General features: G+C 41.6%; 24 protein-coding genes, 1 rRNA gene and 2 other annotated features. All 25 genes read right to left on the bottom strand.

Going from position 1 to position 22,085, the window contains the following annotated elements; genetic code table 11:
- Nucleotides 1–226 precede the first annotated feature (226 nt).
- Nucleotides 227–826 carry a class I SAM-dependent methyltransferase gene (locus ACOT8F_RS19100; RefSeq protein WP_421653534.1) on the bottom strand — a complete coding sequence of 200 codons (600 nt, stop codon included), beginning with the start codon at nucleotides 824–826 and terminating at the stop codon, nucleotides 227–229.
- A gap of 121 nt (nucleotides 827–947) precedes the next feature.
- On the bottom strand, nucleotides 948–1,313 hold the full coding sequence (gene rplL, locus ACOT8F_RS19095; RefSeq protein WP_421653533.1) for a 50S ribosomal protein L7/L12: 366 nt from the start codon (nucleotides 1,311–1,313) through the stop codon (nucleotides 948–950).
- 58 nt (nucleotides 1,314–1,371) lie between these two features.
- The gene (rplJ, locus tag ACOT8F_RS19090; protein WP_421653532.1) at nucleotides 1,372–1,872 is read right to left on the bottom strand and encodes a 50S ribosomal protein L10; all 501 of its coding nucleotides are present in this window, start codon (nucleotides 1,870–1,872) and stop codon (nucleotides 1,372–1,374) included.
- 43 nt (nucleotides 1,873–1,915) lie between these two features.
- Nucleotides 1,916–2,060: a sequence feature (ribosomal protein L10 leader region), on the bottom strand.
- Nucleotides 2,061–2,116: 56 nt separating this feature from the next.
- Entirely contained in the window at nucleotides 2,117–2,815 is a 699-nt protein-coding gene (gene rplA, locus ACOT8F_RS19085) for a 50S ribosomal protein L1 (protein WP_421653531.1), read from the bottom strand.
- Nucleotides 2,816–3,000: 185 nt separating this feature from the next.
- Nucleotides 3,001–3,426: a 50S ribosomal protein L11 gene (gene rplK, locus ACOT8F_RS19080; protein ID WP_421653530.1), complete on the bottom strand. Its 426-nt coding sequence runs from the start codon at nucleotides 3,424–3,426 to the stop codon at nucleotides 3,001–3,003.
- A 331-nt stretch (nucleotides 3,427–3,757) separates the two neighbouring features.
- Entirely contained in the window at nucleotides 3,758–4,291 is a 534-nt protein-coding gene (gene nusG / locus ACOT8F_RS19075) for a transcription termination/antitermination protein NusG (RefSeq protein ID WP_421653529.1), read from the bottom strand.
- A gap of 284 nt (nucleotides 4,292–4,575) precedes the next feature.
- Nucleotides 4,576–4,761: a preprotein translocase subunit SecE gene (gene secE, locus ACOT8F_RS19070; protein WP_421653528.1), complete on the bottom strand. Its 186-nt coding sequence runs from the start codon at nucleotides 4,759–4,761 to the stop codon at nucleotides 4,576–4,578.
- A gap of 148 nt (nucleotides 4,762–4,909) precedes the next feature.
- Entirely contained in the window at nucleotides 4,910–5,059 is a 150-nt protein-coding gene (rpmG, locus tag ACOT8F_RS19065) for a 50S ribosomal protein L33 (RefSeq protein ID WP_421653527.1), read from the bottom strand.
- An 80-nt stretch (nucleotides 5,060–5,139) separates the two neighbouring features.
- The gene (sigH, locus tag ACOT8F_RS19060) at nucleotides 5,140–5,796 is read right to left on the bottom strand and encodes an RNA polymerase sporulation sigma factor SigH (protein WP_421653526.1); all 657 of its coding nucleotides are present in this window, start codon (nucleotides 5,794–5,796) and stop codon (nucleotides 5,140–5,142) included.
- A 66-nt stretch (nucleotides 5,797–5,862) separates the two neighbouring features.
- On the bottom strand, nucleotides 5,863–6,375 hold the full coding sequence (locus ACOT8F_RS19055) for an NYN domain-containing protein (protein ID WP_421653525.1): 513 nt from the start codon (nucleotides 6,373–6,375) through the stop codon (nucleotides 5,863–5,865).
- A 2-nt stretch (nucleotides 6,376–6,377) separates the two neighbouring features.
- Complete coding sequence (rlmB, locus tag ACOT8F_RS19050; protein ID WP_421653524.1) at nucleotides 6,378–7,121, bottom strand: 23S rRNA (guanosine(2251)-2'-O)-methyltransferase RlmB; 744 nt, start codon at nucleotides 7,119–7,121, stop codon at nucleotides 6,378–6,380.
- On the bottom strand, nucleotides 7,121–7,537 hold the full coding sequence (locus ACOT8F_RS19045; protein ID WP_421653523.1) for a Mini-ribonuclease 3: 417 nt from the start codon (nucleotides 7,535–7,537) through the stop codon (nucleotides 7,121–7,123). Before ACOT8F_RS19045 ends, rlmB begins: the two co-directional genes overlap by 1 nt.
- Nucleotides 7,538–7,541: 4 nt before the next feature.
- Nucleotides 7,542–8,939, bottom strand: coding sequence for a cysteine--tRNA ligase (cysS, locus tag ACOT8F_RS19040; protein ID WP_421653522.1), 1,398 nt, complete (start codon nucleotides 8,937–8,939; stop codon nucleotides 7,542–7,544).
- A complete protein-coding gene (gene cysE / locus ACOT8F_RS19035) occupies nucleotides 8,890–9,585 on the bottom strand; it encodes a serine O-acetyltransferase (RefSeq protein ID WP_421653521.1) in 696 nt (231 codons plus the stop codon). The genes cysS and cysE overlap by 50 nt, the downstream gene beginning before the upstream one ends.
- Nucleotides 9,586–9,820: 235 nt before the next feature.
- Nucleotides 9,821–10,055, bottom strand: a binding site (T-box leader).
- A 42-nt stretch (nucleotides 10,056–10,097) separates the two neighbouring features.
- On the bottom strand, nucleotides 10,098–11,555 hold the full coding sequence (gene gltX / locus ACOT8F_RS19030; RefSeq protein ID WP_421653520.1) for a glutamate--tRNA ligase: 1,458 nt from the start codon (nucleotides 11,553–11,555) through the stop codon (nucleotides 10,098–10,100).
- A 202-nt stretch (nucleotides 11,556–11,757) separates the two neighbouring features.
- Nucleotides 11,758–12,243, bottom strand: a complete 486-nt coding sequence (gene ispF, locus ACOT8F_RS19025; RefSeq protein ID WP_421653519.1) for a 2-C-methyl-D-erythritol 2,4-cyclodiphosphate synthase — start codon at nucleotides 12,241–12,243, stop codon at nucleotides 11,758–11,760.
- Nucleotides 12,237–12,929 (bottom strand): 2-C-methyl-D-erythritol 4-phosphate cytidylyltransferase, encoded by a 693-nt coding sequence (gene ispD, locus ACOT8F_RS19020; protein ID WP_421653518.1) that lies wholly within the window; start codon nucleotides 12,927–12,929, stop codon nucleotides 12,237–12,239. The genes ispF and ispD overlap by 7 nt, the downstream gene beginning before the upstream one ends.
- Nucleotides 12,930–12,942: 13 nt before the next feature.
- Nucleotides 12,943–14,043 (bottom strand): PIN/TRAM domain-containing protein, encoded by a 1,101-nt coding sequence (locus ACOT8F_RS19015; RefSeq protein ID WP_421653517.1) that lies wholly within the window; start codon nucleotides 14,041–14,043, stop codon nucleotides 12,943–12,945.
- A 189-nt stretch (nucleotides 14,044–14,232) separates the two neighbouring features.
- The gene (disA, locus tag ACOT8F_RS19010; protein ID WP_421653516.1) at nucleotides 14,233–15,306 is read right to left on the bottom strand and encodes a DNA integrity scanning diadenylate cyclase DisA; all 1,074 of its coding nucleotides are present in this window, start codon (nucleotides 15,304–15,306) and stop codon (nucleotides 14,233–14,235) included.
- Between the two features lie 5 nt (nucleotides 15,307–15,311).
- Nucleotides 15,312–16,691, bottom strand: coding sequence for a DNA repair protein RadA (gene radA / locus ACOT8F_RS19005; RefSeq protein ID WP_421653515.1), 1,380 nt, complete (start codon nucleotides 16,689–16,691; stop codon nucleotides 15,312–15,314).
- A 225-nt stretch (nucleotides 16,692–16,916) separates the two neighbouring features.
- The gene (clpC, locus tag ACOT8F_RS19000; protein WP_421653514.1) at nucleotides 16,917–19,355 is read right to left on the bottom strand and encodes an ATP-dependent protease ATP-binding subunit ClpC; all 2,439 of its coding nucleotides are present in this window, start codon (nucleotides 19,353–19,355) and stop codon (nucleotides 16,917–16,919) included.
- 6 nt (nucleotides 19,356–19,361) lie between these two features.
- On the bottom strand, nucleotides 19,362–20,441 hold the full coding sequence (gene mcsB, locus ACOT8F_RS18995) for a protein-arginine kinase McsB (RefSeq protein WP_421653513.1): 1,080 nt from the start codon (nucleotides 20,439–20,441) through the stop codon (nucleotides 19,362–19,364).
- A 3-nt stretch (nucleotides 20,442–20,444) separates the two neighbouring features.
- Nucleotides 20,445–20,996: a protein-arginine kinase activator protein McsA gene (gene mcsA, locus ACOT8F_RS18990; protein WP_421653512.1), complete on the bottom strand. Its 552-nt coding sequence runs from the start codon at nucleotides 20,994–20,996 to the stop codon at nucleotides 20,445–20,447.
- Nucleotides 20,997–21,010: 14 nt separating this feature from the next.
- A complete protein-coding gene (locus tag ACOT8F_RS18985; protein ID WP_421653511.1) occupies nucleotides 21,011–21,472 on the bottom strand; it encodes a CtsR family transcriptional regulator in 462 nt (153 codons plus the stop codon).
- Between the two features lie 363 nt (nucleotides 21,473–21,835).
- Nucleotides 21,836–21,951 (bottom strand): 5S ribosomal RNA (rrf, locus tag ACOT8F_RS18980).
- Between the last annotated feature and the right edge of the window lie 134 nt (nucleotides 21,952–22,085).

Here is a 22,085-nt window from a genome sequence, read left to right as displayed (position 1 = left end):
ATATTTGCAAAAACATTGTTCTAGCCAACCTAGCAACAATCCTTCTACAAATTGAAAACAAAAAGAAAAAGGGTTTCTTAAAATAAAAAACCACATTCACAAACGTTCAGATTTTATAAGTCTTTCCATAACCCATAAAAAGTATACCTAGCCTTTAAAATAGACAGTTATGGAAATTATACATTGGCATTTTATAATACTAACACAATGAAAAATTAGTGTCAAACTATTTTTGGGCCCTGATTATATGGTATCCTTTTTTACGTTCAGCCAGAATTGCTTCGCCAAAAAGCTCTTCAAGCTTTTCAAAAGCGGATGGAGCACCCTGCTTTTTCTGGATAACAACCCATAATTCCCCGCCTGGAAGCAAATGCTTGAAACTCTCTTCAAAAATTTCATGAACCACTTGTTTGCCTGCCCTGATTGGCGGATTTGTCAGGATAGCAGCGTAGCGGTTGCCTCCGATCTTTTCAAAAATATCACTTTGATAAATTTGAACATTGCTAAGCTTATTAAGCTCCGCATTTGATTTTGAAAGCTCAATCGCTCTTTCGTTGATATCAACCATTTCAACCAATCTTTCTGGAAATTCCGCTGCAAGGGAAAGTCCGATTGGCCCGTAGCCGCAGCCAACATCCAGGAAATTTCCTTCAGCTGCAGGGGCTTCAAACGTTTCTATCAATAAACGTGATCCAAAATCCACTTCGTTCTTCGAAAACACTCCGCGATCACTCTGAAAGGTGAAGTTCCTCTCTCTCAATTGGAACGTCCACGTTTTTCTGTCACTCTCAACAGAGGGCTTTTGAGAATAATAATGTTCACTCACTTGTTTTCCTCCTCATTAGAAGAGTCATACCGGGTATACTATTTTATCCATTTTATGAATGGATTTCAAGAAAAAAGCCCGCTTATGACAGCGAGCTTTTCTATACTAAATGTAACCGAAATTACTTAACTTCTACGCCAGCGCCAACTTCTTCAAGTTTCGCTTTTGCTTCTTCAGCTTCTTCTTTATTAACGCCTTCTTTGATCGCTTTTGGAGCGTTGTCAACTAGTTCTTTAGCTTCTTTCAAGCCAAGGCCAGTAAGTTCACGAACAACTTTGATAACTTTGATTTTTTGACCGCCAGTGCTTGCAAGGATTACATCAAATTCAGTTTGCTCAGCAGCTGCTTCTGCGCCGCCAGCTCCGCCGCCCATAGCTACTGGAGCAGCAGCTGTTACGCCGAATTCTTCTTCGATTGCTTTTACCAAGTCGTTAAGTTCTAAAACAGTCATATTTTTGACTGCATCAATGATTTGTTCTTTAGTCATTGTATTTTCCTCCTTAATATCCGTTAAAAGTATTTTTTAGGCCGAAAGCCGATTGTGATTAAGCGCCTTGTTCTTCTTTTTGATCTGCAACTGCTTTGTTAACAAGCGCGAAGTTGCGGATCGGTGCTTGAAGAACGCTAAGCAACATAGAAAGCAATCCGTCGCGGGATGGCAATTCTGCAAGTGCTTTGATTTCTTCAATTGTTGCTACATTTCCTTCGATAACACCAGCTTTAATTTCCAATTTCTCATGATCTTTTGCAAAATCATTAAGGATTTTAGCTGGAGCTACCACATCCTCGTTACTGAATGCAATAGCGTTTGGTCCAGTTAACGCATCATTAAGAGCTGATAACTCAACTTCTTCTACTGCACGGCGAGTCATTGTGTTTTTGTAAACTTTGAAATCGACGCCTGCATCGCGAAGCTTTTTACGAAGTTCAGTAACTTCCGCAACGTTCAATCCGCGGTAGTCAACGATGATCGTAGATTTACTTTCACGAAACCTGCCGGAGATTTCAGATACAATCTGCTGTTTTTGTTCGATTACGCTGCTCATTGCTACACCTCCTGTAGAATCATTGTTTCGCATCATACCGTACGGTGGTCATAAAAAAGCCTCCATGCTAGACATGGAGGCAGACATCTACATTAAGCATAATTGCTCAGTTGCATATATCAGACACCTCGGCGGGATTTTTAAGCCAATCAGGCCCCTGCTGTCTACGGTATAAATGGTTAAATTAAATTGTTTTCAAACAACATTGTTAATTATATTTAAACTTCCAACCAATGTCAAGAAATTATTTTACTCCAAAGCTTGAGGAATCAACTTTAATTCCAGGGCCCATTGTTGAAGCAACAGCTACATTTTTCATGTAAGTGCCTTTTGCTGCAGCAGGCTTAGCTTTAAGCAAAGTTTCAAAGATCGTTGTGAAGTTTTCAGCAAGCTTGCTGTCTTCGAAAGAAACTTTACCGATCGGTACATGAATGTTACCGGCTTTGTCAACACGGTATTCCACTTTACCAGCTTTGATTTCTTTAACAGCTCTTTCAACTTCAAATGTAACAGTTCCAGTTTTAGGGTTTGGCATTAAGCCTTTCGGTCCAAGGACACGTCCAAGCTTACCAACTTCACCCATCATGTCAGGAGTTGCTACGATTACATCAAAGTCGAACCAGCCTTGCTGAATTTTTGTAATGAATTCAGAATCGCCTACGAAGTCAGCTCCAGCAGCTTCTGCTTCTTTTGCTTTTTCTCCTTTAGCGAATACCAATACACGCTGAGTTTTACCAGTTCCATTAGGAAGAACAACTGCTCCGCGGATTTGCTGATCGTTTTTACGAGGGTCAACTCCAAGACGGAATGCAACTTCTACAGTAGCATCAAATTTAGCAGTGTTCGTTTTCTTTACAAGTTCAATCGCTTCTGCAACAGCATAAGCCTGAGTGCGGTCTATTAATTTAGCCGCTTCTGCGTACTTCTTACCTCTTTTAGCCATTTTAAAAATGTCCTCCTTATGTGGTTTTAGCGGAAATTACCTCCCACGAATGCAAGCAGATCATCTAGATAGATGCCGCTTTTGGAAGCTTTCAAAGAAAAGCATTCCGTCGTTTGAAATAACTCAAACGAATAACAAAGGCTGCGAACTTGTATCACCAAACCCGCAACCTGTAGTAACAAAACTTAGTCTTCGATAACAATACCCATACTGCGTGCAGTACCTTCAACCATACGCATTGCTGATTCAACGTTTGCAGCGTTCAAATCCGGCATTTTTGATTCAGCGATTTCACGTACTTTGTCACGCTTAACAGTCGCTACTTTGTTTTTGTTTGGTTCACCAGAACCAGACTCAATTCCAGCAGCTTTTTTAAGCAATACAGCAGCAGGCGGAGTTTTTGTAATGAATGTAAAAGAACGATCTTCAAAAACCGTAATTTCAACAGGGATAATCAAACCAGCCTGTTCAGCCGTACGTGCGTTGAATTCCTTACAGAATCCCATGATATTAACACCAGCTTGACCTAGTGCAGGTCCAACAGGCGGCGCCGGATTGGCTTTGGCAGCAGGGATCTGCAATTTAACGATCTTAATAACTTTTTTAGCCACGAGACACACCTCCTTAAGTCCGTGATGTGGTAATAGGGAATATTCCCTCCCACTCATATCTCATTCTAATATGTGAATGATAGAAAAAATCATGTTATTTGTCTCAGAAAACCGAGACATACTGACTTATGAAATGTTACCACTTTTCCAATATCATTTCAAGTTCTTTTCTTTATAATTAGTTGTTTTCGAAAAGAATGTGATCTTCGTATAAGAAATAATTATGCTCTGCGGCTATCTTCGGGGCATCTTTTCTTAACAATAAAAGTGTCATTAAAAGCTGGAGCGCTTGAAATAAGCGGCATCCGCAGCAAGGTTTAAGAAAAAAGCCTTATAATTTGCTAAGCTGCGAAAATTCCAGTTCAACAGGTGTTTCACGGCCGAACATATTCACAAGAACTTTTACCTTTTGCTTGTCATTATCTATTTCTTCGATCATACCTGTAAAGTTCGCAAATGGACCTTCAGTTACTTTAATTGTTTCTTTTAATTCAAAGTCAATTTCAATTTTGCGCTCATCAACGCCCATGCGTTTCAGAATGACATCCACTTCACCAGGAAGAAGCGGTGTAGGCTTTGAGCCAGATCCAGATGATCCGACAAATCCTGTAACACCCGGTGTATTTCGCACAACATACCAGGAATCATCTGTCATCACAATTTCAACTAGGACATAACCAGGAAATACTTTCTTTTTAACGACTTTCTTTTTGCCGTTTTTGATATCCGTTTCTTCTTCTTCAGGTACAATCACTCGGAAAATTTTATCCTGCATGCCCATAGTTTCCACGCGCTTTTCCAGGTTAGCTTTTACTTTGTTTTCATAACCTGAATAGGTGTGAACTACATACCAGTTTTTCTCCATAATTTTTCAGGACAGTTCGTCCTTCCCTCCCCACATATCATTCATCTTATTTTTATCGCAGTCTGTGAAACATACAAAGCACTTTTTAAAAGCTCACATTCTATGTTTAAAAAATATTAAGGCAGTAATCAGCTGTCATTCATTTTTTGAACAATGAAAAAACCCGTTAAACGGGTTTTGACGAATCATCAATATCATCTATTATAGCACGGAAGAATGGTCCCTATTCAACATTTCGTCGAATTAAACATGAATTTCCTTTTGCCAGTATGTTTCTAAGAAACTTACTGTTTAACAATTACGCGAAGCAAAGAGGAAATTCCAAAGTCTACAAGTGCAAAAAACACAGCTGCAAATGCAACCGTTGCGAGAACTGTAATCGTGTAGCGAGTAAGCTCTTTGCGCTTTGGCCAGCTTACTTTTTTCATTTCACGGCCTACATCCCCGAAAAATTTAGAAATACGTCCCATGTTCGGTTACCTCCAGAAGTATAAAGAGAATGCGAAAATTTAAGTGGTTTCGCGTGATTTCGGCCCGTTTCCGGTTTTCTTTCTAAATAAGGAAAAAGAAGGATGCAGAATTCCAGCCGGACCAGTCATAAAGTCATAAGAATAAGTTCTATTTCGTTTCACGATGTTCAGTATGCGAATTGCATGTCTTGCAAAATTTACTTATTTCAAGGCGATCGGCAGAGTCCGCTGCACTCTTCATTGTCGAGTAATTGCGGCTTCCGCACTGAGTACAGGCCAGAGTGATTTTTTTGCGCATTTTGACACCTTCCGCTATTCTTTCATTCCTTTAAGAATGTATCATAGTGAAGTTTTTTCGTCAATAAACCATCTAGTAATCTACATGCTGATTTCCCTTAGCTCCAAGTAGCGTTCCAGTTTTCTCTTAACTCTTTGAAGCGCATTGTCAATCGATTTGACATGCCGGTTTAATTCCTCTGAGATTTCCTGGTAAGAACGTCCGTCTAGGTAAAGAGCCAGCACTTTTCTTTCAAGGTCGCTTAAAAGCTCCCCCATTTTCACTTCGATATCATCAAATTCTTCCTGATTGATTATCAGTTCTTCAGGATCCATAATTTTTGTGCCTGAAATGATATCCATTAGGGTTCTGTCAGATTCTTCGTCATAAATGGGCTTGTCCAAGGAAACATAGGAGTTGAGAGGAATATGTTTTTGGCGGGTTGCCGTTTTAATGGCAGTAATGATTTGTCTCGTAATGCAAAGCTCGGCAAATGCTTTAAAAGAAGTGAGCTTGTCCTCTTTAAAATCACGGATTGCTTTATATAGGCCGATCATGCCTTCCTGAACAATATCTTCCCTGTCTGCTCCAATCAGAAAATAAGATCTTGCCTTTGCACGCACGAAATTGCGGTATTTTCTAATCAGAAAATCGAGTGCATCACTGTTGTCACCGTGGACCAGCTCAACGATAGTTTCATCTTCGAGTCTCTGAAAATCTTCTTTGGTAGTCTTATCCCTGTAGAAATATGAGCTCACGCAGATCCCCCCGACCGCACATAGATAGAAATATTATACAGTACAAATTTTGGAAGCGTCAACAGGTTATAAATCTCCCCTACGCCATTTTTCAAACGTTTTCAGGACATCTTCCGAAAGGGATATTTTCGATGCAGGACTTTCATTTTTAATTTTACTGACTTTCTTTTTAATGCTTTTTTCAATAGCTTCCATTTCAATGAGCAGCTCTCTTGCTGATTTCCTTAGTGCGCCTTGTCCAAAAATAGCCCATTGCTCTGTATAATCGGAGGTTGCAACATGGATTTGTGTCTTAATGTTACTCAGAGAAATGGCCATTTTTTCAATTCGTTCATCTGCTGTTTCATTTTCTTTTGTATAAATCACTTCAACCCGGTAGTTTTTAAGCTTCGTTTCAATTCCTTTAACGAGATAAGCATCAAAGACCACAATCACTTTGTATTCTGTATAAGCTTGATATTCCGCCATTTTTTGAATCAGAATATCTCTTGCTTCTGTAAAGTGGTTCTCCTTCAGCTCGCGAAGTTCAGGCCAAGCCCCGATAATATTGTATCCGTCTACCAGCAGGATGTTGTTCATGACTACTCTCCCAGCGGGTGACGCTTCCTGTAAACCTCATACATCAAGAGGCTTGCTGCAACTGATGCGTTCAGGGATGTAATGCGCCCTGCCATTGGAAGCTTGACTAAAAAGTCGCACTTCTCTCTGATCAGTCTGCCCATTCCTTTTCCTTCACTTCCGATGACAAGCCCGATTGGCATGGTGCCATCAAGATTTCGGTAGTCGTCCGCACCCTTCGCATCTGTCCCCGCGATCCAAAGGCCTTTTTCCTTCAGCTCCTCGATCGTCCTTGCAAGATTCGTAACCCTTGCAACAGGAATGTGTTCGATCGCCCCGGTTGAAGCCTTTGCTACAGTGGCTGTCAGTCCGACAGAGCGGCGTTTAGGAATGATGATGCCATGCGCTCCGGCTGCATCTGCCGTCCGCATGATCGAACCAAGATTATGCGGATCTTCCAGTTCATCCAAAATCATAATAAACGGCTGTTCATTGCGTTCTTGAGCAAGCTTCAGAATGTCGTCCACTTCCGCATATTGATAGGCTGCCACCTGTGCGATAACACCCTGGTGGTTCCCCTCAGACATTTGATCGAGCTTTCTATTCGGAACAACCTGAACGGAAACACCTCTTTCTTTTGCAAGCTGTGCGATTTGTCCTGCTGATCCTTTTACTGCATTTTCACCCATAAATATTTTATTAATGTCCCGCTCTGTCCGCAAAGCTTCAAGAACAGGATTTCTGCCAATTAGGAAATCCTCGCTCATTATGTGTTCCCCCTTTCCTTTGTTATGGAGTAGGCTTCTGTCATAATTTCATGCAGCCGCTCTTTGTTTTGTTCAAGATAATGAAAGCCTATCAGTGCTTCAAAGGCTGTGCTGTAGCCATATGTTTGAACATCCGTGTTTTTTGGCACCGTTCCTGATTTGGCGTTTCGGCCTCTTCTCAGCACCCCTTCTTCCACTTCAGTGAAAAAGGATTGGTTTGCTAATTGATGCAAAGCAGCAGCCTGTGCTTTCGCTGAAACAAAGCTCTTTGCCATATTATGCAGCTGGTTGGGCCTTGCGTTGCCCCCTGCAAGGAGGTGATGCCTGACAAACACCTCATAGACGGCATCCCCCATATAGGCAAGCGCTAAGCTGTTCAGCTGGTTGACATTTTTTACTTTCTCGAGGTCAAGCATCTGGTTATCCTCTTTTCCATCTCGTGCCCTGAGACGTATCCTCTAAGATAATATTCAATTCTTTCAGCTGCTCCCGGATTTGATCTGCCATCGCAAAGTCGCGATTTTTTCTGGCATCAATCCGCTTTTGAATCAATTCTTCCACTTCTTCATCAAGAAGCTCTTTTGTTGAAAAAGAGAGGCCTAGCACTTTTCCAAGAACATCAAATTGATTTAAAAATGCGCGAATGACTTTTTCGGAAGTGTTGCTTTCCTGCAAGTAATAATTAGCTGTTTTTGTTAAATCAAAAAGAATGCTGATCCCATTAGCAGTATTAAAGTCATCGTCCATTTCTTTAATGAACGCATCGCTGTATTCTTCAATTTTCTGAAGCCATTCTTCATTGTTATGAGTCAGGTTTGTGCTGCTCTGCACTCTGTGCTCAAGATTACCATATGAGGTTTTAATTCTGTCAAAAGCATTCTTTGCGCTTTCAAGCAAATCCTCTGAATAATTGATTGGATGGCGGTAATGAACAGAAAGCATAAAGAATCTTAGCACCTGCGGATTGTGAACCTTCACAATATCATGGACAAGTACGAAGTTTCCGAGCGATTTGGACATCTTTTCATTGTTTATATTAATATACCCGTTATGCAGCCAGTATTTCGCAAATGTTTTGCCTGTTAACGCTTCTGACTGGGCGATTTCATTTTCGTGATGCGGGAAGGTCAGATCCTGTCCGCCAGCATGAATGTCAATGGTATCTCCAAGATACTCTTTCACCATAGCAGAGCACTCAATATGCCAGCCCGGACGGCCTTTACCCCACGGACTATCCCAGGAAATTTCGCCTTCTTTAGCTGTTTTCCAAAGAGCAAAATCAAGAGAATCCTGTTTCTTTTCGCCAACTTCAATTCTCGCGCCGGAACGGAGCTCATCAATTGACTGGTGAGACAGTTTTCCATACTCCCTGAAAGAGCGGGTTTTGTAATACACGTCTCCTTCAACTTCATATGCATGGCCTTTTTCAATAAGCGCTGCAATAAATTCAATGATAATGTCCATGCTTTGTGTTACACGGGGATGCAGGTCAGCCGCTTTGCATCCAAGCGCCTGAACATCTTCATAATAGGCTTCAATAAAACGATCAGCAATGGTCGGAACATCTTCTCCAAGCTCGTTCGCAGCTCTAATCAGTTTATCGTCAACATCTGTAAAATTGGATACAAAATGCACATCATATCCTCTGTATTCAAGGTATCTTCTTACTGTATCGTAAACAATTGCCGGCCTGGCATTACCGATATGGATGTAATTATAAACTGTCGGGCCGCATACATACATCTTCACCTTTCCCTCTTCAAGGGGCTCAAAGGTTTCTTTTTGTCTCGTTAGCGTGTTGTAAAGCTTTATGGCCATTGCCGTTCTTCCCTTCTTTCAATTTCTCAATTTCAAGCCGGAGCTTCTTAATTTCCCATTCCATTGTTTTGCAGCGGTCTGCAACTGGATCCGGCAGATCTGAATGGTTCAGGTCTCTTGGAATGCGGATGCCATCCTGGATCACCACACGTCCCGGTATCCCAACAACGGTGGAGTTCTCCGGAACATCGCGCAAAACGACTGAACCCGCTCCAATCTTAGAGTTTTCTCCAATAACAATGGAACCAAGCACTTTTGCTCCTGTAGCAATCAGCGCATTATCTTTGATTGTAGGGTGGCGCTTGCCCTTTTCCTTACCTGTACCCCCGAGCGTTACCCCCTGATAGACCGTGACATTATCTCCTATTTCGCATGTTTCTCCAATAACGACACCCATTCCATGATCAATAAAAAACCGTCTGCCTATTCTTGCACCAGGATGGATTTCAATACCGGTAAAAAACCGGCTTATCTGAGAGATCACTCTGGCCAAAAAATAGAGTTTTCTTTTATGAAACGCATGTGCAATTCTGTGCGCCCAGATTGCATGCACACCCGAGTAGGTAAGGACAACTTCCAAATAGCTTCTGGCGGCGGGGTCCTGTTCAAAAACGACATCAACATCTTCTTTGAAAAGCTTAAACAACGCTTCTCCCTCCTTTGTTGGGGTGCTTCGCTTCAGACATTCTTTGCTGGTTTCACTTGATGCAGTCTTTCCTAAAGGCTGTTTTCGTAAAGATTGTTGCTATTCATATGGATTTAGAATACGCATGAAGATAAGCTTCGTGGCATCTTTTCTTAATATTCGCAGTTCTATACGTGTTTGGAATTCATTTATTTTGTTGAAAAACAACAAATAAAAAAGCGTCCCTGTGCATAGGCACAGAGACGCTTGAAGGCGCGGTTCCACTCTGTTTAGACAGCCGAATTTCAGGGCCGCCTCAACTTAACTCCCTTTAACGCAGGGATGTCGCTTCTGTTTACTGAATGGTTACATGGGTTCAACAGAAGGCTCAAAGGGGCACTTCAGGATCATTTTACGTAAACCTCTTTCAGCCATGGAGGTTCTCTCTTTAAAGAAAATAAATCCCTACTTTTCCTTATCAACGCTTTGGATGAAATCAATTTCTTTTAATATATTATATTTTCGTCAAAAAGTTAACTTAATACACTCGTTAACCGGGCTAAAACTTTTTCTTTTCCTAAAAGTTCAATCGCAAGCGGCAGTTCCGGACCGTGAGTTTGGCCTGTTACAGCAACCCTTACAGGCATAAAGAGCTTTTTCCCTTTATGGCCTGTTGATTTTTGAACAGCTTTTAAGGATGCTTTGATGTTTTCGGCAGTAAAATCTTCAAGTGCGGTGAGTTCCTCTTTGAACGCAGCCATGACTTCCGGAACCTGCTCTTCATCAAGCACACCTCTTGCTTCGCGATTGTATTCAATTTCTGTTTTAAAGAACATCTCTGAAAGCTCTACAATTTCTGCTCCAAAGCTCATTTGTTCTTGATATAGCCCTACTAGCTTTTTCGCCCATACTGATTCTTCCTCAGTCATATTCTCGCTCACTTTGCCCGCTTTAATCAAATGAGGCAGCGACAGTTCAACGACCTGATCGGTGTCAAGGTTTTTCATATATTGATTATTCAGCCACGCCAATTTTTGAGAATCAAAAACGGCTGGTGATTTTGAAAGACGGTTAGGATCGAAAATTTCGATAAACTGCTCTTTGGAGAAGATCTCTTCTTCACCGACAGGAGACCAGCCAAGCATGGCAATGAAGTTAAATAGAGCCTCTGGCAGATAGCCAAGGTCTTTATACTGCTCAATAAACTGAATGATGGATGCATCGCGTTTGCTGAGCTTCTTGCGGCTTTCATTCACAATCAAGGTCATATGGCCAAAAACTGGCGTTTCCCAGCCAAAGGCATCATAAATCATAATTTGTTTTGGCGTATTGGAGATGTGGTCATCCCCGCGCAAAACATGAGTGATTTCCATCAGATGATCATCAGCTGATACCGCAAAGTTATAGGTTGGGATGCCATCTTTCTTAACGATGACAAAATCGCCAAAGCCATCTGATTCAAACGACACTTCATCCTTTACAATGTCGTTAAATGAAATGACTTTTCCTTGTGGCACACGGAAACGGATGCTTGGTTTTCTGCCTTCTTTTTCTAGCTTTTCACGTTCTTCAGAAGTCAGATGCGCACATTTTCCGGAATAACGGGGAGCTTCTCCTCGAGCTGTCTGTTCTTCCCTTTCCTGCTCAAGCTCTTCTTCCGTACAATAGCATTTATAGGCTTCATTTTTTTCAAGCAGCTGATCATAAAGCTCTTTATAAATATCATTTCGTTCTGATTGGCGGTATGGACCATAATTGCCGCCTACATCAATGCTTTCGTCCCAGTCCATGCCAAGCCATTTCAAATATTTCAGCTGGCTTTCTTCACCGCCTTCAACATTCCTCTTTTGATCCGTATCTTCAATACGGATGATGAATTTGCCGCCTTGATTTCTAGCAAATAAATAGTTAAATAAAGCCGTTCTGGCATTTCCTATATGTAGATACCCTGTAGGGCTCGGTGCATAGCGCACACGTACTTCGTTCGCCATTTTCTTCCTACCTCCAATAAGTTGAAGAACTAAAAATAGTATATGGATAAATTCATTTTCTTATTTTATCACCAATTCAGCAGGTATTCAAAACGAATCGTTTTTCTCGGGAAAAGCGCAAACGCCTTGAACAGCCCCGACAAGCACTGTCCCACAAAGTCCAATTCTGACTTTGTGGGATTTTCTGAAGTGACCCGAGGGGCTAGGCGCTGTAGCTAGACACAAGCAAAACGACAGCCTGTGCAGCAATGCCTTCCTGCCTGCCAGTAAAACCTAACTTTTCCGTTGTTGTCGCTTTTACATTGATTTGATCTATGTCAGCTTCCAAAAGCTCTGCAATGCGTTCTCTCATTTTATCAATATACGGTGCCATCTTTGGTTTTTGGGCAATAATCGTACAATCAAGGTTTCCAAGTACAAAGCCTTTCTCCTTAATAAGCATCCATACATGGCTCATAAGCTTTGCCGAATCCGCATCTTTAAATGCCGGATCTGTATCCGGGAAATGCTTGCCGATATCTCCAAGTGCAACTGCACCAAGGCAGGCATCTGCAATTGTATGAAGCAATACATCTGCATCAGAATGTCCCAGCAGGCCTTTTTCATAAGGAATTTCAATTCCTCCAATGATGAGTGGCCTTCCTTCTGTAAGCTGGTGCACATCAAAACCTTGTCCCATTCTCAGCATATCGTCTCTCCTCTTTCACTATCTATGATTGCTTTAGCGATAAGCAGGTCTTCTGGCGTCGTTAATTTAATGTTTTTGTAGTCGCCTTCGACTATCGTAACTTTATGCTTCAGTCTCTCTACAAGACTTGCATCATCCGTCCCTAAAAATTGTTCGCTTTCAGCCTTTCGGTGAGCCTCCAAAATTAAAGAAAGACGAAAAGCTTGTGGGGTTTGAATAGCCCACAAGCTTGATCTTTCCACCGTTTCAATGACTTCAAGGTTTTCCACACGCTTGATTGTATCTTTAACAGGAACAGCTGCTGTTGCTGCACCGTCCTCATTTGCTGCGTGAGCAAGCTTTTGAATGATGCTGTGATCAATAAAAGGTCTTGCGCCGTCATGGACAAGGACAATGCCTGTCTGAACAGCCTTTAGCCCGTTGTACACACTGTGCTGGCGCTCACTTCCCCCTTGAATCAAAGCTCTTACTTTAGTCATTTTATACGTGTCGATTAATTTCAGAAACTCGTCTTTTTCAATCTCATTGATCACGAGAATGATTCCTGTGCATGTTGGGTCTTTTTCAAAGACAGATAAGGTATAAGCAATGACAGGTTTATCATGAAATTCTATAAATTGCTTATTCCTTCCTGCCTTCATTCTTTTGCCTTGCCCTGCAGCAGGTATGACGACTTCATAGTTCATTTTCTTTTCTCCCTTAAAGTGCTTTCTCTAACAGCTTTGGCTTGGCAAAAATCATTCTGCCTGCTGACGTCTGAAGAACACTTGTTACCAGAACATCAATATGCTTGCCAATATAATCGCGTCCGCTTTCCACAACAATCATGGTGCCATCATCTAGATAAGCCACACCCTGATTGTGCTCTTTACCATCCTTGATCACCTGGACTTTCATTTCTTCTCCAGGAAGAACAACTGGTTTAACAGCATTTGCTAGATCGTTAATGTTCAAAACCGCTACTTTTTGAAGCTCACAAACTTTATTCAGGTTAAAGTCATTGGTAACAACTACCCCTGATGTTAATTTAGCCAGTTTAACAAGCTTGCTGTCAACCTCTTGAATATCTTCAAAATCGCCTTCATAAATTTCTACTTTTATAGCAAGCTCTTTCTGAATCCGATTCAAAATATCCAATCCGCGGCGACCTCTGTTCCTCTTCAAAACGTCCGAAGAATCGGCAATATGCTGAAGCTCTCCAAGGACAAACTGAGGAATAACAATCGTTCCTTCAAGAAAACCGGTCTGGCAAATGTCTGCAATACGACCATCAATGATAACGCTCGTATCAAGAATTTTAAGCTTCTTCTCTTCATGTTCTGCTTCATCTTCTCCAGATCCTTTTTTCTTGCTGATCCGGTTTGTAATGGAAAACAGATTCACAAGCTCGTCCTTCTTCTTGAAACCAACCTGAAATCCGAGATAACCAAGCAGGATAGCGAGGAAAATCTGAATAATCATGCCGATTGCCTGATACGGAACATCTTTAAATGGGATTACATTAACAAGTAGGAAAGCAATTATTAGTCCAAAAACCAAACCCAGACTGCCAAAAAGAACATCCGTAACAGGGGCTTTAACCAGAGACTCTTCAAGTCGCTTTATCCAGTTGACAACCGAATCCACTAGCCAAAACGTTGCTAGGTAAAAGATAATTGCTCCTAAAACAGCCAATGTATATGGCGTATTCAAAAAAGGTATGTTTTCTATACTTAATAATTTCATTAAAGCCGGCATAAAGAAAATCCCCAGGATTCCTCCCACTAACACGAAAAAGATTTGAACAATTCGCTGTAACATACCTTCACCTCCTTTTAACCATTATAAACACTTTATGATAATTAAAACGTTGAATGTACACATTTTCAAAATTTGTAACCTCTCTGACATTTTTATGAATAGAGCAAAGTTTCAGTAACCTTAAACATACCCGATTTTGTCTCATATGAAACGGTTTTTTTTAAAGGTTCATAAAACCGATGTATTTGCCTATCGGTCTATTAGAAGCTGCTCCTGCATCCTCCTAAGTCCCTCTTTAATCTTTTTGGCCCTGATTTCACCTATGCCATCGACTTCGTCTAACTCTTCTACGGATGAGCGGGCAATTTGTTTCAAGTTTTTAAATTTATTTACGAGATTATTGATTACCATCGGAGGAAGTCTTGGAATCTTATGAAGCGTTCTGTAGCCTCTTGGCATAACTGAGCCTTCCAGATCTGTTAAATGAGAGTATCCCAGGAGCTTAAACAAGGAACTGTCTTCCAAAAGGTCATTTTTAGCGAGCTCCTGCAGCTGCTTGAGCGTTTTGCGCGGATCCTGAGTGGAGTCCTGGCAATAATCCTTTATCAAAAGCTCAGCTTCTTCCTCGATATCAATAAGAAGCTCGCTCATTTGCAGGCGAATAAGTTTTCCTTCAGAACCAAGCTCATTGATATAGTCCAATATTTCATTTTTAATTCTCAGCACCATCTCAATCCTATGCAGAACATGAATCACTTCTCCGTAGGTAACAAGCTCCTCAAATTCAGAAGCTCCAAGATTCATAATAGATTGATCGAGAACGGTTTTATATTTTTCAAGTGTCTGAATAGCCTGATTGGCTTTTGTTATAATAACGCCAATATCACGTAATGAATACTTCGTATCGCCAAAATACAAGGTAATAACATTACGTCTTTGGGAAATAGCAATAACAAGGCACCCGGTCTGCTTTGCAACCCGCTCGGCCGTTCTGTGCCTCATCCCGGTTTCTGTTGAACCAATGGACGGATCCGGCATAAGCTGAGCATTGGCAAAAAGAATCTTCTGACTTGAATCATTTAAAATGATGGCACCGTCCATTTTGGCCAGTTCATATAAATGTGCAGGCGAAAACGGAGAATGAATATAGAAGCCTCCGTCTACTACCCCTTTAATTTTATCGTTATATCCTATTACGATCAGCCCGCCTGTTTTGGCATGGAGCACGTTTTCAATGCCTTCCCGGATTGGTGTTCCGGGTGCCATAAATTGAAGAATTTCAGGCAGACTTTTATATGGAATTCTTTTTTCTTTTTCACTCATCCGGTTCACCCTCCAAGTGTTCGTTGAAGCGCCTCAGCTACGCTGCTTACGCCAATAATTTCGATCCCCTCCGGAGCATTCCAGCCTCCGATATTGGCCTGCGGCAATATTGCACGCTTGAAGCCCAGTTTTCCCGCTTCTTGGACACGCTGCTCTATGCGCGATACTCTTCGGACTTCACCCGTCAGACCCACTTCTCCTATAATAATATCCATAGGATTGGTGGGAACATCCTTAAAGCTCGATGCTATGCTGACTGCAACCGCAAGGTCAATGGCCGGTTCATCCAATTTAACGCCGCCTGCTACTTTTAAATAAGCATCCTGGTTCTGCAAAAGCAATCCTACTCTTTTTTCAAGCACTGCCATTAAGAGAGGAACCCGGTTATGGTCTATACCGGTTGCCATTCTTCTTGGATTTCCGTAGCTTGTCGGGGAAATCAGCGCTTGAATTTCAACCAGTACTGGTCTGGTTCCTTCCATTGATGCAACAACCGTTGAGCCTGCCGCTCCTTTGGAACGCTCCTCAAGGAATATTTCTGAAGGATTCAGAACCTCCTGAAGACCGCTTTCCTTCATTTCGAAGATACCCATCTCATTTGTTGAGCCAAAACGGTTTTTGACAGCCCGTAAAATCCGGTATGTATGATGTCTCTCCCCTTCAAAATAAAGCACAGTATCTACCATATGCTCAAGAAGCCTTGGACCTGCAATGGAACCTTCTTTTGTTACATGACCAACGATAAAAATCGCAATGCCTTTTGTTTTGGCAATTCTCATCAATTCTGCTGTACATTCTCTTACCTGTGAAACGCTTCCCGGTGCAGAGCTGATCTCATTTTGATAAACCGTTTGGATGGAATCTACTACAACGAATTGCGGATTCACTTCATCTATTGCTTTTGTGATGAATTCAAGATCTGTTTCAGATAACACCAATAAAGAATCCGCTTTTACATCAAGCCGGTCAGCTCTAAGCCTCGTTTGTTTTACAGACTCTTCACCGGATATATAGAGAACGGTATTTCCGTTATCAGCAAGCTGTGACGAGATTTGCAATAGAAGCGTTGATTTTCCAATACCCGGATCTCCGCCTATTAACACCAGGGACCCTTTTACAATTCCACTTCCTAGTACCCTGTTAAACTCTTTCATTTTTGTTGTTATTCGGGGTTCATTTGTTGTTTCAATGCTTGTAATGGATGATGGTTTTTGAACGGTTAGGGAAGAATGCTGAAAGGAAGTACGGCGGGAGCCTGAGCCTGCAGTTTTAACAGTTTCTTCTGTCATCGTATTCCATGCCCCGCATGCGGGACATTTGCCCATCCACTTTGCAGATTCATATCCGCAGGATTGACAGATAAATTTTGATTTGGTTTTCACCATGGGATAGACCTCTTTCTTTAAAACTCTTTTCTTAAGGCTCTTTTCTTAAACTTTGTTGCTTCCTTATCTATATTTGAGGATCTCGGACCAATATACAGCTTCGAATTTTAAGATAAGATGCCATGAAGTTTACCTTCATAAACAGATACAATAAACAGGATGAATTAAAAAAAGAAAGAAAGTGAGGCATACCTGTATCTGTATGCCTCAACCTTCATTCTGCCTTTATTTCGTCAGCTTTTCAGCCTGATTTACAACGAATTCATTATTTTCAACGTCAAGAACAATTTTTTGTCCTTTTTCTATCGTACCTTTTAACAGCTCTTCAGACAAGCGGTCTTCTACGTGCTTTTGAATGGCACGTCTTAATGGGCGTGCTCCGTATTCTACATCGTAGCCTTCCTCGGTAATCTTGTCTTTCGCTGCATCTGTCAGAACAAGGCTTAGATCCTGCTCCTCTAGACGTTTTGTCAGCTGGTCAGACATGAGAGAAACAATCTCTTTTAGGTGTTTTTTCTCCAGGGAATGGAAAACGATAATTTCATCAATCCGGTTCAGGAATTCCGGACGGAAAGCTTTTTTCAGCTCTCCCATTACTTTCGCTTTCATATCTTTGTAACTTTGTCCTTCATCCTGCACGTTGAATCCAACATATTTGTTGCGTTTCAGTTCACTTGCTCCAACATTTGAAGTCATGATCAGGATAGTATTCCTGAAATCAACTGTGCGGCCTTTTGAATCAGTCAGACGGCCGTCTTCAAGTACTTGAAGCAAAATATTGAATACATCAGGATGAGCTTTTTCAATTTCATCAAGAAGTACAACGGAATATGGCTTTCTGCGGACTTTTTCAGTCAGCTGGCCGCCTTCTTCATAGCCTACATAACCTGGAGGTGATCCAACAAGACGGGATGTTGAATGCTTCTCCATGTATTCGGACATGTCAATTCGAATCATAGATTCTTCATCACCGAAAATGGATTCAGCCAGCGCTCTCGCAAGTTCGGTTTTTCCTACTCCAGTAGGACCAAGGAAAACAAAGGATCCTATTGGACGCTTCGGATCTTTTAATCCGGCTCTCGCGCGTCTTACTGCCTTTGCGACTGCAATAACAGCTTCTTCTTGACCGATAACTCGGGAATGAAGAATATTCTCCATGTTCAAAAGCTTATCTGTTTCAGTTTGGGCAAGCCTTGAAACAGGAATTCCTGTCCAGCTGGCCACGACCATAGCAATGTCTTCCACAGTAACTTCTGAATTTTCCTGCCCTTGCTTCGCTTTCCAAGTCTTCTTCGTTTCTTCCAGCTGCTCACGAAGTCTCTGTTCTGTATCGCGAAGAGATGCTGCTTTTTCAAATTCCTGACTTTGAACGGCTGCATCTTTCTCTTTTCTGACCTCTTCAAGCTTCACTTCAAGCTCCTTAAGATTTGGAGGAGTCGTAAAGGAACGAAGACGCACCTTAGAACCTGCTTCATCAATAAGATCGATCGCCTTATCCGGCAGGAACCGGTCAGAAATGTAGCGGTCAGAGAGCTTAACAGCTGCATCAATGGCTTCATCAGTAATGGAAACCCTGTGATGAGCTTCATATCTGTCCCTAAGACCCTTTAAAATCTGAATGCTTTCTTCAGCAGTCGGCTCGTCAACTTGAATTGGCTGGAAGCGTCTTTCAAGAGCAGCATCTTTTTCAATATATTTTCTGTACTCATCAAGTGTTGTCGCGCCAATACATTGCAGCTCTCCTCTTGCAAGTGACGGCTTCAAGATATTGGAAGCATCGATAGCACCTTCCGCTCCGCCTGCACCGATAAGCGTATGAAGCTCATCAATGAACAGAATAATGTTTCCAGCCTGGCGGATTTCATCCATAACTTTTTTCAATCGGTCCTCAAACTCACCTCTGTATTTAGTACCCGCTACGACTGTCCCCATATCAAGCGTCATAACGCGTTTGTCACGAAGGATTTCAGGAACCTCGTTGTTCACAATCTGCTGGGCAAGGCCTTCAGCAATCGCAGTCTTACCAACACCTGGTTCACCAATTAATACCGGGTTATTTTTCGTACGGCGGCTCAGAACTTCAATGACACGCTGAATTTCTTTGCTGCGCCCAATTACAGGATCAAGGCTTCCTTCTCTTGCAATAGCAGTCAAATCGCGTGCAAGGCTATCTAGAGTTGGCGTATTTGCACTGTTTCCCCCTCCTCCCTGGTGGCCGGAAGACGACTCATTGCTTCCAAGCAGCTGCAGAACCTGCTGTCTTGCTTTATTCAAACTTACACCTAGATTATTCAGTACTCTTGCAGCAACACCTTCACCTTCACGAATTAACCCCAGAAGAATATGTTCTGTACCGACGTAAGAGTGACCAAGCTTGCGCGCTTCATCCATAGACAGCTCGATAACCTTTTTAGCCCGAGGAGTATAATGAATTGTTTGGGAAATATCCTGGCCGCGGCCTATGAGGCTCTCAACCTCTTTCTGGATCTTTTCAGGTCCTAGTCCGAGAGCAATAAGTGCTTTAGCAGCAATTCCTTCGCCTTCACGCACTAAACCAAGTAAAATATGTTCTGTTCCTATGTTGTTGTGGCCTAAACGTACTGCTTCTTCTTGTGCTAATGCAAGAACCTTCTGGGCACGTTCTGTAAATCTACCGAACATCATGTATCATCATCCTCCATCCGTCTCTAATTCCATTTTAATTCTTTCACGTATAAGTGCTGCTCTTCGGACATCTCTTTCGCCAGGCGCTAATTCTTTTCCTGTATACTGCTGTAAAAAACCCGGCTGTGTAAGTATCATCAATTCGTTTAGTATATTTCTTTGAATTCCTTTTAAAAAGCCAAGGTCGATGCCAAGCCTCACATCAGAAAGACATTTGGCGGCTTCTTTCGTTTCAATAATGCGGCTGTTAGCCAGGATCCCATAGGAGCGGTAAACCCGATCTTCAAGTTTGAGCTGTGAAGTCTGATAAACAGCTTCTCTTGCAGAACGCTCTTGTGAAACAAGCTGCTGCACGACACTAATTAAATCTTCTACAATATCTACCTCTGATTTGCCGAGCGTAATTTGATTGGAAATTTGAAAAATATTCCCCTGAGCCTCGCTTCCTTCACCGTATATCCCTCTAACCACAAGGCCAAGCTGGTTGATTGCAGGAATAATGCGGTTAATCTGACGTGTAAGCACAAGAGCAGGAAGATGCATCATGACTGAAGCTCTAAGACCAGTTCCAACATTTGTCGGGCAGCTTGTCAAATAGCCTCTTTTTTGATCAAAGGCATAATCGACTTCTTCCTCTATCCAGTCATCAAGCTGATTGGCAAATTCCAATGCCTCTTTCAACTGAAGCCCCGGGAACAAACATTGTATGCGAATATGGTCTTCTTCGTTAAGCATTATGCTCACTTCTTCATTACTGGAAAGCAAACAGCCTCCATGAGGGGAATCCTCTGCCAGGTTAGGGCTGATTAAATGTTTTTCAACAAGGACTTTCTTTTCTATTGGCTGAAGTTGATTCATTTTTACCAGTTCAAATTCGCCGATGTCTTCAAAAGTCCTTCTTGCATAATTTTCTTCAAAGAGATGGAGAATCTGTTCTGCTTCTTCATTGCTTGAAAGAGTCGGGAAACGGAATTGCTCAATGTTTCTTGCGAACCTGACACGGCTGCTTAGTACAATATCAGAATCAGGTCCTTCTTCACTCATCCAGGTGCTTACAGCATTATTAATAAAATTTTGAAACGACATGAATCACGAGCCCTCCTCTCTGTGTGAAGACATGCTTTTTTCTAAAGAGCGAATTTCATCCCTTACTTCTGCAGCACTTTCAAATTCTTCTTTCTCAATCAAATCACGAAGCTGGCTTTTTAAAAGGTCAATCCTTTTCTGAGTGTGGATACTTCCGCCAAGACGCTTCGGTACTTTTCCTCCATGTTCAGTATTGCCGCTATGAACCTTCCGTAAAATAGGAGTCAGCAGATTACTGAATGTTTTGTAGCAGTGTGAACAGCCAAACCGGCTTGTTTTGCTGAATTGATGAAAAGTCATGCCGCACCTGCTGCATCGTGGAACCTCTTCCTCTGTGCGCTGAAGCTTTTGCTCCGCTTTAAGAAGAGACGGCTCAATCTTTAGTAATCCTGCAAGCAGGTGATTAATTGAAAATCCGCTTTCACCGCTAAACATTGACATATTATTGTTTTCCTTTGCACAATGTTCGCAAACGTGTACCTCTGTCTTTTCCCCATTTATGACTTTTGTAAAATGGAAAGTAGCCGGTCTTTCATGACATTCTTGGCAAATCATTACTTTCACCTACTTTATTTATATTTCAAAGAGGTCAGCATTGCTTTTATCATTCGGGATCTTAATTCATCTCTTACAGGCAAATCAAGATATAAAACCGACCTGTCAACGACACTCAGCATGATTTTAGCTTCCCTTGGTGATATTATTTCTTCGCCGACAAGCCTGATAATAATATCCTCTGCTGTAGCCTGGCTCAGTTTGCTGCCAATCAGCACTAATATCTGATCAATTAAATGGGCTTCATCAATTGTTTTTACTTTGATGATGCGAATGTAGCCTCCGCCCCCTCTTTTACTCTCAACCACATAACCTCTTTCGATCGTAAAGCGTGTATTAATAACATAATTGATTTGAGAAGGAACGCATTGAAACTTATCTGCTATTTCACTTCTTTTAATTTCAACAATCTCTTTCCCGCTCGTATCGAGAACCTGCTTGAGATATTGTTCAATAATATCGGATATATTTCTCATCAAGCCTCCTCCTAACTTGACTTTGACTATATTTGACTTTAATACTAATATAAATTGAAGAAGCCAATTTTTCAACTATTTCGTTTTAGTTTTATTTTTCCCAGATTCTTCAGGCTAAAACTTATCTGCATCGAATTCTTTTTAAAATTTCTGATTAGAGTTCATCGAACAAGCAAACGATCTGATAAAATTCCCAATTTTATTTTATGATGAAGCAACTTGTATTCATACAATAATTCCAGCAGAACTTTAAACGAAAAAGCTGCTTTGCGATATTATAAAAATATCTCTTTGGCATGGCTATTCTTTTTAATTTTTTGCACAAAAAAAGAACAGCTGATCAAATCAGCTGTTCTTTCGGATGCCCGGCGATGTCCTACTCTCACAGGGGGAAACCCCCAACTACCATCGGCGCTGAAGAGCTTAACTTCCGTGTTCGGTATGGGAACGGGTGTGGCCTCTTCGCCATCATTACCAGACAAGTGATAAGAGATTGCTCTCTCAAAACCAGATAACACAGTCACAAGTTTCACAGGAGAACACTTCCGTGTTCCTTCTTTTGGGTATCACATTAGGTTAAGTCCTCGATCGATTAGTATCCGTCAGCTCCACG

It is taken from the genome of Chryseobacillus diguaensis (assembly GCF_049220665.1).
Taxonomy (GTDB): domain Bacteria; phylum Bacillota; class Bacilli; order Bacillales; family Bacillaceae; genus Metabacillus_B.
Note: the sequence above shows the minus strand (reverse complement) of the source record. Positions and strands in the feature narration are given on the sequence as shown.